This is a genomic window from Pseudomonas sp. PDM16 (assembly GCF_014851865.1).
Lineage (GTDB): Bacteria > Pseudomonadota > Gammaproteobacteria > Pseudomonadales > Pseudomonadaceae > Aquipseudomonas.
In genome coordinates this window covers 160232-177066 of sequence record NZ_JACVAM010000001.1, presented here as the reverse complement: position 1 = coordinate 177066, position 16835 = coordinate 160232, and the positions used below count along the sequence as shown (strand labels likewise).

At 64.4% G+C, this 16835-nt stretch carries 15 protein-coding genes; 9 read left to right on the top strand and 6 right to left on the bottom strand.

Going from position 1 to position 16835, the window contains the following annotated elements:
• Window positions 1-2 precede the first annotated feature (2 nt).
• On the bottom strand, window positions 3-1178 hold the full coding sequence (locus IB234_RS00830) for a M20 aminoacylase family protein (protein WP_192312448.1): 1176 nt from the start codon (window positions 1176-1178) through the stop codon (window positions 3-5).
• 132 nt (window positions 1179-1310) lie between these two features.
• On the opposite strand from IB234_RS00830, the gene IB234_RS00825 reads away from it, so the two are divergent.
• A complete protein-coding gene (locus IB234_RS00825; protein WP_192312446.1) occupies window positions 1311-1775 on the top strand; it encodes an OsmC family protein in 465 nt (154 codons plus the stop codon).
• A gap of 7 nt (window positions 1776-1782) precedes the next feature.
• Here IB234_RS00825 and IB234_RS00820 read toward each other — a convergent pair whose 3' ends face one another.
• The 4 genes from IB234_RS00820 to IB234_RS00805 all read right to left on the bottom strand — a co-directional run bounded on the left by IB234_RS00820 (window position 1783) and on the right by IB234_RS00805 (window position 8538).
• On the bottom strand, window positions 1783-2694 hold the full coding sequence (locus IB234_RS00820) for a LysR family transcriptional regulator (RefSeq protein WP_192312444.1): 912 nt from the start codon (window positions 2692-2694) through the stop codon (window positions 1783-1785).
• A 130-nt stretch (window positions 2695-2824) separates the two neighbouring features.
• Window positions 2825-4207, bottom strand: coding sequence for a DUF1329 domain-containing protein (locus tag IB234_RS00815; RefSeq protein ID WP_225580194.1), 1383 nt, complete (start codon window positions 4205-4207; stop codon window positions 2825-2827).
• 5 nt (window positions 4208-4212) lie between these two features.
• Window positions 4213-5997 carry a DUF1302 domain-containing protein gene (locus tag IB234_RS00810; protein ID WP_225580192.1) on the bottom strand — a complete coding sequence of 595 codons (1785 nt, stop codon included), beginning with the start codon at window positions 5995-5997 and terminating at the stop codon, window positions 4213-4215.
• Window positions 5998-6360: 363 nt separating this feature from the next.
• Window positions 6361-8538 carry a malate synthase G gene (locus IB234_RS00805; RefSeq protein WP_192312438.1) on the bottom strand — a complete coding sequence of 726 codons (2178 nt, stop codon included), beginning with the start codon at window positions 8536-8538 and terminating at the stop codon, window positions 6361-6363.
• Between the two features lie 170 nt (window positions 8539-8708).
• On the opposite strand from IB234_RS00805, the gene IB234_RS00800 reads away from it, so the two are divergent.
• Both IB234_RS00800 and IB234_RS00795 read left to right on the top strand, forming a co-directional pair.
• Window positions 8709-9164, top strand: coding sequence for a GNAT family N-acetyltransferase (locus IB234_RS00800; protein WP_192312436.1), 456 nt, complete (start codon window positions 8709-8711; stop codon window positions 9162-9164).
• 21 nt (window positions 9165-9185) lie between these two features.
• Window positions 9186-9707 (top strand): glycine cleavage system protein R, encoded by a 522-nt coding sequence (locus IB234_RS00795; RefSeq protein WP_192312434.1) that lies wholly within the window; start codon window positions 9186-9188, stop codon window positions 9705-9707.
• Between the two features lie 699 nt (window positions 9708-10406).
• Here IB234_RS00795 and rarD read toward each other — a convergent pair.
• On the bottom strand, window positions 10407-11303 hold the full coding sequence (gene rarD, locus IB234_RS00790) for an EamA family transporter RarD (RefSeq protein WP_192312432.1): 897 nt from the start codon (window positions 11301-11303) through the stop codon (window positions 10407-10409).
• Between the two features lie 210 nt (window positions 11304-11513).
• On the opposite strand from rarD, the gene nirK reads away from it, so the two are divergent.
• The 6 genes from nirK to rfbD all read left to right on the top strand — a co-directional run bounded on the left by nirK (window position 11514) and on the right by rfbD (window position 16834).
• Complete coding sequence (gene nirK / locus IB234_RS00785) at window positions 11514-12590, top strand: copper-containing nitrite reductase (protein WP_192312430.1); 1077 nt, start codon at window positions 11514-11516, stop codon at window positions 12588-12590.
• A 10-nt stretch (window positions 12591-12600) separates the two neighbouring features.
• Window positions 12601-13347, top strand: a complete 747-nt coding sequence (locus IB234_RS00780; RefSeq protein WP_192312428.1) for a formylglycine-generating enzyme family protein — start codon at window positions 12601-12603, stop codon at window positions 13345-13347.
• A 145-nt stretch (window positions 13348-13492) separates the two neighbouring features.
• Entirely contained in the window at window positions 13493-14557 is a 1065-nt protein-coding gene (gene rfbB, locus IB234_RS00775) for a dTDP-glucose 4,6-dehydratase (RefSeq protein WP_192312419.1), read from the top strand.
• Window positions 14554-15426, top strand: a complete 873-nt coding sequence (rfbA, locus tag IB234_RS00770; RefSeq protein ID WP_192312417.1) for a glucose-1-phosphate thymidylyltransferase RfbA — start codon at window positions 14554-14556, stop codon at window positions 15424-15426. The genes rfbB and rfbA overlap by 4 nt, the downstream gene beginning before the upstream one ends.
• The gene (gene rfbC, locus IB234_RS00765) at window positions 15423-15968 is read left to right on the top strand and encodes a dTDP-4-dehydrorhamnose 3,5-epimerase (RefSeq protein ID WP_192312415.1); all 546 of its coding nucleotides are present in this window, start codon (window positions 15423-15425) and stop codon (window positions 15966-15968) included. The genes rfbA and rfbC overlap by 4 nt, the downstream gene beginning before the upstream one ends.
• Window positions 15965-16834 carry a dTDP-4-dehydrorhamnose reductase gene (rfbD, locus tag IB234_RS00760; RefSeq protein WP_192312413.1) on the top strand — a complete coding sequence of 290 codons (870 nt, stop codon included), beginning with the start codon at window positions 15965-15967 and terminating at the stop codon, window positions 16832-16834. The genes rfbC and rfbD overlap by 4 nt, the downstream gene beginning before the upstream one ends.
• Window position 16835 lies beyond the last annotated feature (1 nt).

The window sequence follows — 16835 nt, the reverse complement described above, 5'->3', positions numbered from 1 at the left end:
AATCAGGTCTCGCTCAGGTAGGTTTCCACCAGGCGTACCCACAGGCTCGCGCCGAAGGGGATGGCCAGGTCGTTGAAGTCGTATCCGGGGTTGTGGACCATGCAACCGCTGGGCCCGCTGTTGCCGTTGCCGGTGACGATGTAGCAGCCGGGGCGCACCTCGAGCATCGAGGCGAAGTCCTCGCTGCCCAGATAGCCGCTCGGTACGCTGGTCAGCACGCCCTTGTCGCCGCTGACCTGGCGCGCCACCTGTTGCAGCAAGGCGGTCTCGGCCGGGGTGTTCATCAGCACGCCGATGCGCTCGTCGTAGTCCAGGTCCAGCTCCAGGTCGTGGGTCATCGCCACACCCTTGGCGATCTCGGTGATGCGCTTGCGCAGCAGCTTGCGGATCTCCGGGTTGGTCGAGCGCACGCTGAGCTTGAGCGTGGCCACATCCGGAATCACGTTGGCCGCCTCGCCGGCATGCACGGCGCCGACGGTGACCACGCCTACTTCACCGGCCGGCACGTTGCGCGCGACGATGCTCTGCAGTGCCAGCACCAGTTCGGCAGCGGCGATCACCGGGTCCTTGGCCTTGTGCGGCATGGCGCCATGGCCGCCGACGCCGAGCAGCTTGATGGTCACCACATCGGAGGATGCGCTCATCGCGCCCGGTTGGGTGACGAACATGCCGACCGGCAGACCGGGCATGTTGTGCAGGGCGTACACCGCGTCGCAGGGGAAGCGCTCGAACAGGCCGTCCTCGATCATCCGCTTGGCGCCACGCAGGCCTTCCTCGGCGGGCTGGAAGATCAGGTTGAGGGTGCCGTCGAAGGCGCGGGTCTCGGCCAGGTAGCGCGCCGCACAGAGCAGGATGGCGGTGTGGCCGTCGTGGCCGCAGGCGTGCATCTTGCCGGCGTGGCGGCTGCAGTGCGGCACGCCGCTTTCCTCATGGATCGGCAGGGCGTCCATGTCGGCACGGATGCCGATGGCCTTGCTGCCACTGCCGCTCTTTAGCACGCCGACCACGCCGGTACCACCGATGCCTTCGTGCACCGCGTAGCCCCACTGGCGCAGCAGGCTGGCGACCAGCAGGCTGGTGCGCTGCTCTTCGAAGGCCAGCTCGGGGTGCTGGTGGATGTCGCGGCGAATCGACGCGAATTCATCCTGCCAGGCGAGGATCTGCGGGATCAGCTGCATCTTGTTGTCCTTGTAGCGCTGCATAGGATGGGGCGCAGCATGCCGCAGGACGCTGGGGCTGGATAATCACCTCTGCGCATGTATATCGGCTTTGGTTATGCTCCCGGTCCGAGTTGATGCACGAGGTGCGTGATGGCGCTCTACACCGCAGAAATCCTCTGGTCCCGTGGCGAGCAGGACTTCCTCGACAACCGCTACAGCCGCGGCCATCTGTGGCGCTTCGACGGTGGCGTGGAAGTGCCGGCTTCGTCCTCGCCGCATGTGGTGCCGCTGCCCGGCTCGCGCGAAGACGCGGTGGACCCGGAGGAGGCCTTCGTCGCCTCGCTGTCCAGCTGCCACATGCTCTGGTTCCTCTCGCTGGCGGCGCGCGACGGCTGGCGCGTGGACGGCTACCACGACCTGGCCGAGGGCAAGATGGGAAAGAACGCCGAGGGCCGCCTGGCCATGACGCGCGTGATCCTGCGTCCTGAGGTGAGCTTCGCCGGCGCGGCGCCCAGCCGCGAACAACTCGATGCGTTGCACCACGAGGCACACGAGGAATGCTTCATCGCCAGTTCGGTGAAGAGCGAGGTACGCTGCGAGCCGCGCTACAGCTGAGCCTGACTCACTCGCCCAGCTTGGGCGCGTGCGGGCTCTTGTAGGCGTACACCAGTTCGTCGGCCAGGGCCTTGGCTTCGCGGGTCATCAGCTCCTGGTCGCGGCAGACCAGGGATATATTCATCGGCGGCACCTGTTCGATCAGGTCGAGCACGTCGAGCTCCTGACCGAGGCGCTGCAGGTGCTCGAGCAGGCGGCGCGACCAGTAGCTGACGGCATCGGAATTGATCGCCAGCTCGGAGAACAGCACCACCGAGGCGCACTCGGTGACGTTCTGCGGGTATTCGATGTGGTTGTCGACGAACATCATGCCGACCTTGGACTGCTCCAGGGAGTCCTGCAGCAGCCACTCCTCGCCGAGCAGTTCGCGCAGCGAGCGCGCGCCGCGCAGCGGGTGGCCCTTGCGCACGGCCAGCACGGCGGGTTGCTCGTACAGCTCGGTCCAGTGGAAGCCATCGGCGCTGCGTGACTCCGGCAGCGAAGTCAGCACCAGATCCAGCTGGCCTTCGCGCAGGCCCTCCATCAGCTTGGACGGGCGCAGCTCGTGGATCTGCACCTGCACCTTGGGGTAGCGCTTGCGGTAGCGGTTGAGGCTGCTGATGAACTGCGCGCCTGGGGTGACCGGCGAGACGCCGATCGACAGCCTGCCGTCCATCACACCCTTGAGCGTGTCGATCTCCTCGCGGGCGCGGCGTACTTCCTCGAGGATCAGGCGCGCGCGACGCACCAGGCGTTCCCCGAATTCGGTCACCGTGATGCCGCGGTTGGAGCGCACCAGCAGGGGCACGCCGAGTTCGGCTTCCAGCTCCTTGATGCCCTTGGACAGGGCCGGCTGGGAGATGTGCAGCAGGCGCGAGGCCTCCTGAATGCTGCCACTTTCGCTGATGGCGAGCATGGCGCGGAGCTGGTGCAACTTCATGGGCAACGCCGGTGATCGTTGAACGGAAGGCGACTGTAAAACAAAAGCGCCAGGCGCGTGCCGCGGCGATGTAACCACAGATAAAAAACGGCGGCCCGAAGGCCGCCAAGGTGGAGTGTTGCGTGGAGATTCAGCGAATGCCCGAGGCGCGCAGCGCGTTAGGGGTGAACTGTTTGCGGCTGTATTGCACGCCGAAGTCGTAGGCGTTCTTCTGCTCGTTGAACAGCGCGCCGACGGCGTAGCGACCGGAGAGCACGTCGTAGTGGGTCTCGGCACTGAACTGCGGGGTCTGCTGGTCATAGAAGAACGTGGCATGGCCCTCGGAGACGCGCCACAGCTGGCCGCGACCGTCGTAGGCGTCGGCCTCGGCGGTTTGCCAGCTGTCCTCGTCGATGAACAGGTCACGACGCGAGTAGATGTGGCGTTGGCCCGGCTTCAGGGTGGCGGTCAGGTGCCACACGCGGTGCAGTTCGTAGCGGGTGTGCTCGGGGTTGAGGTGGCCCGGCTTGATGATGTCGGTGTACTTCAGCTTGGGCGAGCTCAGCTTGTAGCTGTTGTAGGGGATGTAGATCTCCTTCTTGCCCACCAGCTGCCAGTCGAAGCGATCCGGCGAGCCGTTGAACATGTCGAAGTCATCCATGGTGCGCATGCCTTCGGCACCGGGGCTGTCGTAGGCGATCTGCGGAGCGCGACGCACACGACGCTGACCGGCGTTGTACTGCCAGGCCATACGCGGTTCCTTGACCTGGTTGATGGTCTCGTGGACCAGCAGCACGCCACCGGCCAGGCGCGCCGGAGCGAGGAACTCCTCGCGGTACATGTACAGCAGGTTGGCCATCTCCGCCGGCGCGTGGTCGGACAGACCGACCGGGTAGGCCAGTTGCTGCTTGATCAGACTCGGGGTGAAGGCACCGTTGGTCTGCGGCGAGGCCTGCACCACCATGCGCTGGAACGACAGGCCGCGGTAGCGACCGATGTGGTTCCACACCACTTCCAGGCCGTTTTGCGGCACGGCGAACGGCAGGCCGCCGCTGCGGTAGTTCTGCAGGCCGTTGCCGCCTTCGGCGAGCTGGGTGTCAGCGGCGTTCATGCGGCTGGTGTCCAGGTACTGCTTTGGCATGGTCACCGAGCGACGGGTCGGGTAGACCGGGATGCGGTAGCTCTCCGGGTAGCGTTTGAACAGGGCGAGCTGGCCGGGAGTCAGCTTGTCCTTGTACTGCTCGGCAGTCTGCGCGGTGATGGTGAACAGCGGCTGGTCGGCGGCGAAGGGGTCGCTGAGGAATCCGTCGGCGTCACGGCTGCCGGCGTCCTTGGCCAGGCCGCCGGTCCAGGCCGGGATGCTGCCGTCGGCATTGCCGGCGGTTTCCGCGCCGACCGGGGTCAGGTCCTTGCCGAGGCGGGCGACCTGCTCGGCCGGTACTGCGGCCAGGGCCTGGCCTGCGGCGAGCAGGCCGAGGCCGAGTGCGCCTGCGCGCACCAGTTGCAGATGGATCTGGGAAAACTTCATGTGCATAAACCTCAGAAGCTCATGCCGACGCTGAAGGCGAGGAAGTCGCGGTCGGTGTTGGTGTTGAAGTCGCCGCCGAAGTAGTTGGTGTAACTCAGGCTGGCGTTGTAGGTGGACATGTAGTCGGCATCCAGGCCGATGCTCACCGACTTGTTGCCTTCGGTGAAGGTCGGGCCGTAGCCCTCGACGTCGTGGGCGAAGGCCAGGTTCGGCTTGAGGTTGACCCCGGCGATGGCGTTGCTGAAGTCGAGCTGGGTACGCAGGCGGTAGCCCCAGGAGTTCTGGGTGTAGAAGCCCTTGTCGGTGCACTGGTCGGGGTTGGCGGTGTTGAGCAGGGCGGTGCACAGCTGGTTGCCGGTCAGGCCGAGTGCCGAGGCGTAGTCCGGCAGTTGGCCCATGCCGTAGACGCTGCTGCGGCCGAAGCGCAGGTCGCTGCCGTCGCTGGCGCCGAGGTCGCTAATGTGGCTATAGGCGACTTCGCCGATGACGGTCAGGCGGTCGCCACCGAGCACGTTGTCGAAGGTGTGCACGGCGCTGACCTGGGCCTGGCTGAAGGGCATGCGCTTGTAACCCTGAACCGGGTTACCGTAACCGGCGCTGGCCCAGTCGTTGTCGTAGATCGCCAGACCTTCGATGCCGAGCAGGTTGACCAGGCCGCCGACGCTGGCCGAGGTGGAGACGTCGGTGCTGTTGAGTGCCAGTGGCATGTTCGGACGGTGGCTGACCTCGCCGGACAGCGCGGTGCCGTTGGGCAGGGTGGTGGCGAAGCTGATGCCGTACAGGCGGATGTCTTCCGGGTAGTCCAGGTAGTAGCTGGCGCTGGCCGGGCCGGGCGCACCGGTGACGGCGCTGAAGTCGGCGGAGCCGCCGGTCCACACGCTTTCCGGAGTACGGCTGTGGTAGTTCATGGCGTAGAAGCCGAACTCGGTGTCGTTCAGCTCCGGCACCAGCCAGCGCAGGGCCACGCCGAACTGGCCGCTGTCGCGGGCCTCGTGGTCCTTGCCGCGTGGCACCCAGCCGTATACCGACGGATCGCGGTCGTAGTCGCTGCCGTAGGTGGTCATGCCGTAGTTGCAGCCCTTGGGCGACGGGTCGCCACCGAAGAAGGTGCCGCAGTTGTCGAGGACGGTCTTCTCCCACTCGATCTGGTAGAAGGCCTCGGCGGAGAGGTTGTCGGTCAAGCCCTGGGTGACATAGAGCATGTTCACCGGGATCAGGCCTTCCTTGATCTCCGAGCCTGGACGGCGCAGGGACGCGGCGTCGGCCGGGTTGATGGCGTTGATGCTGTTCTGGATGAAGGTGCTCTCGCCCCAGCTCACCACCTGCTTGCCGGCGCGCACGCTGCCTGGCAGGTCGCCGATCAGGTAGTTGTGGTAGACGAAGGCGTCCAGCAGCTCGAAGCCGGAGGACTGGGCAGCGCTGTCGCGGCCACTGTCATCGATGTCGTAGAGCAGGCGATGTTCGTCTTTGAGCTCGAAGTCGTACCAGTACTTGCCGCGCAGGAATATGCCGGTCTCGCCGTAGCTCAGCTGCAGGTCGTGCACACCCTTGAAGATTTTCGAGAAGGTCTCGCCCTTCTTGAAGTTCAGGCGGCCGTCGTCGCTGGTGCGGGTGGAGGCGCTTCCGCCGTTGGCCTTGCCGATGAACTTGTCGTCGGCATCGGCCATGGACCAGCTGGCGCCAACCGATAGCGAGGAGTCCAGACGACCCTCGATCTCCCCGATGTTGAAACTGGCGGCCTGAACCGAAGACACGCTTGCCAATGCCACGGCCAGTGCCAGGGCGTGGGGATGCATTGCCCCCGCGCCTGTTCTTGTTCTTTTCATGGTGCTCTCCTGCTGATCAAAGAAGGCTCGCGGCACACGCCGCGCAGCGCCTCGCTTCTTTGCAGCCTGATGACAGGTGCCGGGGCATCCTAGGTAAGCCCCGGCGCCCTGACTTCTGAAAAATCCTTATGCCCATAGCCAAAGGTGAGGTCGGCTCGGTCGCTCGATCGACGGGGGCGTTGGCAAAGGCCCGCGAACCGCATGGTTGTGGGCTTGGCGTGGCTTCGGCGTGCATAACCTGGGGTTATCCCGATAAGCAGCCGGCGGGCGATGCGCCTTTTTCAGGCATAAAAAAACCGCCCCGGAGGGCGGTTCTTTTACAGCAGCGGCGAATTACAGACCGTTGGCGGCCTTGAATTCGCGGCGGCGGCGGTGCAGGACCGGCTCGGTGTAGCCGTTCGGCTGCTTGGTGCCTTCGACCACCAGTTCCAGGGCAGCCTGGAAGGCGATATTGCTGTCGAAGTTCGGTGCCAGCGGACGGTACAGGGAGTCACCGGCGTTCTGACGGTCAACCACCGGTGCCATGCGCTTGAGGCTGGCAACCACCTGCTCTTCGGTGACGATGCCATGGCGCAGCCAGTTGGCCAGCAGCTGGCTGGAGATGCGCAGGGTAGCGCGGTCTTCCATCAGGCCGACATCGTTGATGTCCGGCACCTTGGAGCAGCCCACGCCCTGGTCGATCCAGCGCACCACGTAACCGAGGATGCCCTGCGAGTTGTTGTCCAGTTCGTTCTGGATTTCCTCGGCCGACCAGTTGGTGTTCGGCGCCAGCGGGATGCTCAGGATGTCGTCGATGGACGCGCGCTCGCGCTTGGCCAGTTCGGCCTGGCGGGCGAACACGTCGACCTTGTGGTAGTGCAGCGCGTGCAGCGCGGCGGCGGTCGGCGACGGTACCCAGGCGGTGTTGGCGCCGGCCAGCGGGTGGGCGATCTTCTGCTCGAGCATGCTGGCCATCAGGTCGGGCATGGCCCACATGCCTTTGCCGATCTGAGCGCGACCTTGCAGGCCGGTTTCCAGGCCGATGTCGACGTTCCAGTTCTCGTAGGCGCTGATCCATTTCTCGGCTTTCATGGCGGCTTTGCGCACCACGGCGCCGGCTTCCATGGAGGTGTGGATCTCGTCACCGGTGCGGTCGAGGAAGCCGGTATTGATGAACACCACGCGCTCGCTAGCAGCCTTGATGCAGGCTTTCAGGTTGACGGTGGTGCGGCGCTCTTCGTCCATGATGCCGACTTTCAGGGTGTTGCGCGGCAGGCCGAGCACGTCTTCGACGCGGCTGAAGATTTCGCTGGTGAAAGCGACTTCTTCCGGGCCGTGCATCTTCGGCTTCACGATGTACACGCTGCCGGTGCGGGTGTTCTTGCGGCTGGTGTTGCCGTTGAGGTTGTGGATGGCGATCAGGCTGGTGAACAGGCCGTCCTGGATACCTTCCGGAATTTCGTTGCCGGCTGCGTCGAGGATGGCCGGGTTGGTCATCAGGTGGCCGACGTTGCGCACGAACAGCAGGCTGCGGCCATGCAGGGTCAGCTCGGAGCCGTCGGCCTTGGTGTAGACGCGATCCGGATTCATGGTGCGGGTGAAGGTGCTGCCGCCCTTGCTGACTTCTTCAGCCAGGTCGCCCTTCATCAGGCCGAGCCAGTTGCGGTAGACGATGACCTTGTCATCGGCATCGACGGCGGCGACGGAGTCTTCGCAGTCCATGATGGTGGTCAGGGCGGCCTCCATCAGCACGTCCTTCACGCCGGCGGCATCGGTCTGGCCGATGTTGCTGGAGGCGTCGATCTGGATCTCGAAGTGCAGGCCGTTGTGCTTGAGCAGCACGGCGATCGGCGCAGTAGCGTCGCCCTGGAAGGCGATGAACTGAGCACCATTCTTCAGGCTGGCGGTACCGCCGTTCTTCAGGGCTACTGCCAGTTCGCCAGCGGCGACGGTGTAAGCGGTAGCGTCGACGTGAGACGCGCCCTCCAGCGGGGCGGCTTCGTCGAGGAAAGCGCGGGCGAAGGCGATGACCTTGTCACCACGGACCTTGTTATAGCCCTTGCCTTTCTCGGCGCCACCTTCTTCGCTGATCGCGTCGGTGCCGTACAGGGCATCGTACAGCGAACCCCAGCGGGCGTTGGAGGCGTTCAGGGCGAAGCGCGCGTTCATCACCGGGACGACCAGTTGCGGGCCGGCCAGGCGGGCGATTTCTTCGTCGACGTTCTGGGTGGTGGCCTGGAAGTCGGCCGGTTCCGGCAGCAGGTAGCCGATTTCCTGGAGGAAGGCTTTGTACGCGGCGGCGTCGTGCGCGTGGCCGGCACGGCCCTGGTGCCAAGCGTCGATCTTGGCCTGGAAGTCGTCACGTTTGGCCAGCAGAGCGCGGTTCTTCGGAGCCAGATCGTTGATCACGGCTTCGGCGCCGGCCCAGAACTTGTCGGCAGCGATGCCGGTGCCCGGGATGGCCTCGTTATTGATGAAGTCGTAAAGGGCCTTGGCGACCTGCAGACCACCTACTTGAACGCGCTCAGTCATTGCTTGCCTCACTTGATGCAGAACAGGGCCGGAAGGCCATGTAGTAAGAGTCGGCGGATACTACATGACTCATTCGGAAAAATCAGTCACAAGCTGTGCTCGCCTGCCGGGTGGCTGCGGGCCTGCTCGTCCTATACTGCGCGCATCATTTTTCTCCCTGTGGAGCTGCCATGCCGGTCAGTCGTGTCGTACCCGCCGATCTCCCCGAACTGACCGAGCTGTTTGCCGGCTATCTGAGCTTCTACCAGGTGCCGCGTCCGGTTGCCGAGATCGAGGCTTTCCTCGCTGCGCGCCTGGCCGGCAATGACTCGGTGCTGTTGCTGGCTCGCGACGGCACCGGTACGGCGCTGGGATTCGTTCAACTGTATCCGTTCTTCGCCTCGCTACAGCTGAAGCCGGCTTTCCTGCTCAGCGATCTGTACGTCAGCCCGGCTGCACGTCGCCAGGGCCTTGCCGAGGCGCTGATGAACGCGGCTCGCGCCCATGCCGAGGCCAATGGCGCCTGCGGCCTGCAGCTGGAGACGGCGAAGGACAATTTCGCCGGCCAGGCGCTCTACGAAAAACTTGGCTATGTGCGCGATGAGGTGTTCTATACCTACTGGCTCGGCCTGAACGACCCGGCCTGAAACCTGAACGAGGAGTCGCACGTGGATCATCTGGTACTCACCGTCATCGCCCCGGACCAACCGGGCCTGGTCGAACGCATCGCCCAGTGCATCGCCGCCCACGGCGGCAACTGGCTGGAGAGTCGCATGTCGCGCATGGCCGGGCAGTTCGCCGGCATCCTGCGCGTGGCCGTACCGGCCGAAGGCTACGACGAGCTGGTGGACGGCCTGCAAGGCCTCAATGCCCATGGCATCCGCGTGCTGGTGGCGGAGAGCGGCATCGAGCCGGTCTGCACCTGGAAGCCGATCCATCTGGACCTGGTCGGCAACGACCGCCCCGGCATCGTCCGTGACATTACTCGCCTGCTGGCCGAGAACGGCATCAACCTGGAAAGCCTGACCACCGAGGTGGCGCCGGCACCGATGAGCAGCGAGCCGCTGTTCCACGCCGACGCGGTGCTGGCCGTGCCGCTGACCCTGTCGCTGGACCTGCTGCGCGACAAGCTGGAAAGCCTGGCCGATGACATGATGGTGGAGCTGAACCTGCGCACCACCGAGGAGTGATCCCCAGTTTGCGTGGGTGAAGCTGTGGATAGTCTGGGGAGCCCCGGCGCACTGCCTAGTGCCCCGGGGCTTTTCTTTGCCTGATCAAAAAACCTTCATATTCAGCGGCTTGTGCACAAAGGTCGGGGATGGAGCTGTGGATAGTGCGGGATCATCTCGTGCAGCATACGGCCGGCGCGGCCTGCAAGCCGCTGAGCGAATTTCGTCCAGGCCGGCGTGACAGGTGGATATCCCCGAAAGCTGTGGATGAAGGTGTGGGCAGCCTGGGGGATGGCCGCTGCAGGCCAGGCACGCCGTGGCTTCCCGCGCTTCGCTCAGAAAACCAGCAGTATCAATGGTTTGTGCACAAAGGCCGGGGATTGTTCTGTGGATAAGGCGGGGATGTAGCGCTGCGCTTCAACGCTGGCGCGGCCTGCAGCGCGCTGGCTGATATTTGTGCAGTGCCTGGTCTTCTGGCCGCAGTGGATAACGCTCCCCGCGCCGCTGCGCCAGACTATCCCCGTTCACCGGGGATAGTCCTGTGGACAGCCTGGGGAGCTAGGGCTGCAGGCCAGATATGGCGGGGCCTGCAGCGTATCGATCAGGAACTGAGCAGCCCCGTTGGATTGTGCACACAGCCTGGGGATGGAGCTGTGGAAAAGGTTGGGAATAACCGTCTCAGCCCAGTCTCGCTGCGCTTCTCCGCCGGTTGGCTGTTTTCTAGCCAGCTTGGCCGCGACGACGCAGGCCCAACCAGATGTCCAGGCTGTAGATGAACAGCGCCGCCCAGATGCACACGAACGACAGCAGCTTGCTCGACTCCAGCGTTTCGCCGAACAGCAGTACCGCCTGCAGCAGCACCAGAGTCGGTGCCAGGTACTGCAGGAAGCCCAGGGTGGTGTAGGGCAGGTGGCGCGCGGCGGCGTTGAAGCACAGCAGCGGTACCAGAGTGATGGGGCCGGCGGCGATCAGCCAGAGCGCCTCGCTGCTGCTCCAGAACGCCGGCTGGGTACTCATCGCTGCCGGGTGCAGCAACAGCCAGCCAAGAGCCAGCGGCAGCAGGAGCCAGGTTTCCACTACCAGGCCGGGCAGGGCGGCTACCGGCGCCTGTTTGCGGATCAGCCCGTAGAAGCCGAAGGTGAGTGCTAGCACCAGCGATACCCAGGGAATGCTGCCCGCCTGCCATAGCTGCTGCAGCACGCCGAGGGCCGCCAGGCCAACCGCGACCCATTGCAGGCGGCGCAAGCGCTCGCCGAGCAGCAGCATGCCGAGCAGCACGTTGACCAGCGGGTTGATGTAGTAGCCCAGGCTGGCTTCAAGCATGCGTCCGTTGTTCACCGCCCAGACATACACCAGCCAGTTGCTGGCGATCAGCAGGCCGCTGCCGGTCAGTACCGCCAGGCGCTTGGGGTTGTCACGTAGCTCGCGCCACCAGCCGGGGTGCTTCCACAGGGCTAGCAGCAGCGCGCCGAACAGCGCGGACCAGATTGCCCGGTGGGCGATGATCTCCAGTGCCGGTACGGCCTGGATGGCTTTGAAATAGAGCGGGAACAGGCCCCAGATGAGATAGGCGGCAATGCCGAGGATGTACCCGCGCTGCGGGTTGGCGGTGGCCATGGGATTCCTTGCTGTGGTGGGGCGGAAAGCGCTGATTCTAAACCCGCTGCTCGCGGCTGTCCGTTCGGTCAGCATCGCTTTGGTCAATAGCCGTGCCTGCGGCAAATGGACTCGCTCCGCCATTCCCGTCGCTTTCATTGCTCCATGACAAGAAGGCGCTAATGGCTTTGCCCTGAAATGGGGGCAAGTCAACGAATAAGGAGCATCGCGATGAACGTCTTCCAACCTCTGGCAATGGCCGTGGCACTGGCTTTCGTGGGGCAGGCACTGGCCGATGGCGCCGATGGCTTGCAGCGGGTCAAGGTCGATCTGGTCGCCCCTCCGCAGGTGCATGCTCACGAACAGGCGGTGACCACTGCGCCCAAGGTGGTGCAGTTCCGCATGGTCATCCAGGAGAAGAAGGTGGTGATCGACAACCAGGGCACCACCCTGCAGGCGATGACCTTCGATGGTTCCATGCCCGGCCCGACCATGGTCGTGCACGAGGGTGACTACGTCGAGCTGACCCTGGTCAACCCGGCCACCAACAGCATGCCGCACAACATCGACTTCCATGCCGCCACCGGCGCACTGGGTGGCGCCAAGCTGACCTTCGTGGCTCCGGGCCAGGAGGCGGTGCTGCGCTTCAAGGCTGACCGCAGTGGCACCTTCGTCTATCACTGCGCGCCCGAGGGCATGGTCGCCTGGCACGTGCTGGCCGGCATGAGCGGTACCCTGATGGTGTTGCCGCGTGAAGGCCTGAAGGACCCGGACGGCAACTCGCTGCACTATGACCGTGCCTACACCATCGGCGAGTTCGACCTCTACATCCCCAAAGGCCCGGACGGCAAATACAAGGACTACCCCAGCCTGATGGCCAGCTACCCGGATACCCGCGATGCGATGCGCACCCTGACACCGACGCATGTGGTGTTCAACGGCAAGGTCGGTTCCCTGACCGGCGAGAACGCCATGAAGGCCAAGGTCGGCGAGACCGTGCTGTTCATCCATTCCCAGGCCAACCGCGACACCCGCCCGCACCTGATTGGCGGCCACGGCGACTGGGTCTGGGAAACCGGCAAGTTCGCCAACGCGCCGGAGAAGAACCTGGAAACCTGGTTCATCCGGGGCGGCTCGGCGGGCGCGGCGCTGTACACCTTCAAACAACCCGGGGTGTACGCCTACGTCAACCACAACCTGATCGAGGCGATGGAGCTGGGCGCTGCCGGCCACGTCAAGGTCGAGGGCGAGTGGAACGACGACCTGATGAAGCAGGTCAAGGCACCTGGTCCGATCACCAACGAGTGAGGAACTCATCGTGAAAGCGCGGAGCCTGGCCCTGCTCGGCACATTGCTGTTGCCGGGCTGTGGGCCGACGGCCCCGCCTCTCGAGGTGGGGCTGGTGGATATCCCGGCTGGTGTGGTGCGCTACCAGCTGCCGGGCGCAGCGGCGCCGGTGGAGGAGCATGTGGATGGCTTCACCATCATGCGCCGTCAGGTCAGCCAGGCCGAGTACAAGGCCTGTGTTGTCGCCGAGGCTTGCCAGGTTCTGGACGGCAGGGCAAGCGAGGCGGCGGCCAGCGATCTGCCGGCGGTCGGCCTCAGCTGGATCGATGCCAGCGCCTACTCCACCTGGTTGTCGCAGCGTAGCGGTGAGCGCTACCGCCTGCCGCGCTATGGCGAGTGGGTGTTGGCGGCAGGGTCGGCGTATGAAGAGGATGAGCCGATCATCGACGATCCGCGCGACCCGTCGCGCCGCTGGCTGGCCGAGTACGAGCGCGAGGCCCGTCGCGGTGTGCCTTCGGTCGAACTGATGCGCTTCGGGGCTCACGGGCAAAGCTCCAGTGGCTTGCTCGATGTAGCCGGCAACGTCTGGGAGTGGACCGACAGCTGCTTCGGCCAGCCCGCCGGTGCGCTGCCGGGCGACGGCTTCTGTGGCATTCGCGTGGCGGCAGGCCGACACCCGAGCGGGTTGTCGGACTTCGTCCGCGATCCGGTTGGCGGTGCGTGCTCGACGGGCGTTCCGCCTTCCCACCTGGGGCTGCGGTTGGTGCGGGAGCCCTGAGGAGGCTCTGATGGCCAGCCCGCGCTCGCGCGGGATTCAGGCGGTGGTGCTTTGCTGCTGGCGCATCACGAGAGACACCCGGTCATGGTCCGGATGCCTTATCATTCGGCGTTATGCAGACCCACTCCTTGCAAGGGCGACCTCAATGCGCATCCTGATTACCGGCGGGGCCGGTTTTATCGGCTCGGCTCTGATCCGCCACCTGATTCAAGATACCGAGCATCAGGTGTTCAATCTCGACAAACTGACCTACGCCGGCAACTTGGAGTCCCTGAGAGGGGTTGCGGACAGCTCGCGCTACCGTTTCCTGCAAGCTGACATCGCCGACAGCGACGCGGTGAGTGCTGCCCTGGCCGACTTTCAGCCAGACGCCATCATGCACTTGGCCGCGGAATCGCACGTGGACCGCTCCATCGATGGTCCAGCTGCCTTCATCCAGACCAACATCGTCGGTACCTATGCCCTGCTGGAAGCGACGCGCGCCTACTGGATGGCACTGCCGGAGTCGCGCAAGGCGGCCTTCCGCTTCCACCACATCTCCACCGACGAAGTCTACGGCGACCTGCACGGTGTCGACGACCTGTTCACCGAGACCACGCCGTACGCCCCTAGCTCGCCCTACTCGGCTAGCAAGGCCGCTTCCGATCATCTGGTGCGTGCCTGGCATCGCACATATGGCCTGCCGGTGTTGATCACCAACTGTTCCAACAACTATGGCCCTTTCCATTTCCCGGAAAAGTTGATCCCTCTGGTCATCCTCAACGCGCTGGAGGGCAAGCCGCTGCCGGTCTATGGTGACGGCCTGCAGGTGCGTGACTGGCTGTTCGTGGAGGACCATGCGCGTGCGCTGTTGCGGGTCGTGACCGAGGGGCAGGTTGGAGAAACCTACAATATCGGTGGCCATAACGAGCAGCGGAACATCGACGTGGTGCGTGGCATCTGTTCGCTGCTGGAGGAGCTGGCGCCGGCAAGGCCTGCCGGCGTTGCACGCTACGAGGACCTGATCACTTTCGTGAAGGATCGCCCCGGCCACGACCAGCGCTACGCCATTGATGCCGGAAAGATCCAGCATGAACTGGGCTGGGTGCCGGAAGAAACGTTTGCCAGTGGCCTGCGCAAGACAGTGCAGTGGTATCTGGACAACCTGGAATGGTGCCGACACGTGCAGGACGGCAGTTATCAACGCGAGCGTCTAGGAGCTTCAGCATGAAAGGCATCATCCTCGCCGGAGGTTCCGGCACCCGTCTACACCCCATCACCTTGGGTGTCTCCAAGCAGCTGCTGCCGATCTACGACAAGCCGATGATCTACTACCCGATCTCGGTACTGATGCTTGCCGGTATCCGCGACATTCTGATCATCTCCACCCCCCACGACCTGCCCCAGTTCGAGAAGATGCTCGGCGACGGCAGCCAGTTCGGTGTGTGCTTCAGCTATGCCCAGCAGCCTTCGCCGGATGGGTTGGCACAGGCATTCCTTATTGGCGAGTCCTTCATCGGTGACGACTCCGTCTGCCTGATCCTCGGTGACAATATCTTCCACGGCCAGCATTTCAGCGAGCAACTGCAACGAGCCGCCAGCAACCCTAATGGCGCCACGGTGTTCGGTTACTGGGTCAAGGACCCGGAACGCTTCGGCGTCGTCGAATACGACGAGCAGGGTCGGGCCATCTCCATCGAAGAGAAACCCGCCAAGCCCAAGTCCAGCTACGCCGTCACCGGGCTGTACTTCTACGACAACGATGTGATCGACATCGCCAAGGCGGTGAAGCCCTCGCCGAGGGGGGAGCTGGAGATCACCGACGTCAACAACGCCTACCTGACGCGTGGCGACCTCCGTGTCGAGAAGCTTGGCCGCGGCTTCGCCTGGCTCGACACCGGCACCCACGACAGCCTGCTGGAGGCTTCGCAGTACGTGCAGACCATCGAGCACCGCCAGGGGCTGAAGGTCGCCTGCCTGGAGGAAATCGCCTTCCAGCAGGGTTGGATCGACCGCGAGTGCCTGCTGTTGCAGGCCAAGGCATTCGGTAAGACAGGCTATGGTCAGTATCTCTACCAACTGGCGGGAGAGTCCCGGTGAAGGTTGTTCCGACGCGGATTCCGGAGGTACTGATTCTCGAGCCGCGTGTGTTCGGTGACGAACGCGGTTTCTTCTACGAGAGCTTCAACGCTCGTGCGTTCGAGGAGGCTACCGGGGTTACACGGAAGTTCGTGCAGGACAATCACTCCCGTTCTGCACGCGGCGTGCTGCGTGGTCTGCACTACCAGATCGAGCAGCCCCAGGGGAAACTGGTCCGCGTTGTTTCCGGCGAAGTGCTGGACGTCGCTGTGGACATTCGCCGCAGCTCGTCGTCATTCGGCCAATGGGTGGGCGTGCATCTGTCAGCGGAGAACAAGCGTCAGCTCTGGGTTCCCGAGGGCTTTGCACATGGTTTTGTAGTGCTCAGCGAATACGCTGAGTTTCTCTACAAGACGACCGACTACTACGCTCCGGCTCACGAGCGTTGCATTCGCTGGGACGATCCTGAACTGGCCATCGATTGGCAGTTCGATGGGGCTCCGCAACTTTCGGGTAAAGATCAGGCCGCGCCGTTCCTGCGCGATGCCGAGTTGTTTTCATGAGGGTGTTGATCACTGGGCGTCATGGACAGGTTTCCCGCGAGTTGCAGCGGGCTCTGGGCAGCGAGGCAGAATTGCTGGTGCTGGGTCACGAACAGCTCGATCTGGCAGATGGCGAGGCCGTTCGCCGCCAGGTGCGCGAGCTGCGTCCGGATCTGCTGATCAACGCCGCTGCTCACACAGCAGTGGATCAGGCTGAAAGCGAGCCAGAGCTGGCCTATGCAATCAACGCGACCGCGCCTGGGATTCTTGCGGAAGAGGCATCGGCACTGCGCGTGCCGCTGATCCACTACTCCACCGATTACGTGTTCGACGGTCACAAGGCAACCCCATACTGCGAGGATGATGCCACCGGGCCGCTGGGTGTCTACGGCTCCAGCAAGCTGGCGGGGGAGCAGGCCATTCGGGTGTGTGGCGGGCAGCACCTCATCCTGCGTACCAGTTGGGTGTATTCGCTGCATGGGCGCAACTTTCTGCTGACCATGCAGCGTCTGCTGCAGGAGCGGGAGGAGCTGCGCGTGGTGGCCGATCAGGTCGGGGCGCCTACCTGGGCCGGCACCATTGCGCGCACCACCGTCGAGCTGATCCGTCGCTGGCGTGATGGGCAACCGGGGGCGTGGGGGACCTATCACCTGACAGGGCTGGGCGAAACCTCCTGGTTCGGCTTTGCCGAAGCCATCGCCGCTCATCTCCAGGCCCAGGGTCGCACCTGTGCGCGCCTGACGCCTATCGCCTCCAGCGAATACCCGACACCGGCGCAACGACCGGCCAACTCCCGCCTGGATTGTTCGCGCCTTCAACACGAATGGCGCATCGAACTGCCCGACTGGCGTGAGGCGCTGTCGGAGTGTCTGAGCAGCCCGCGTTGAG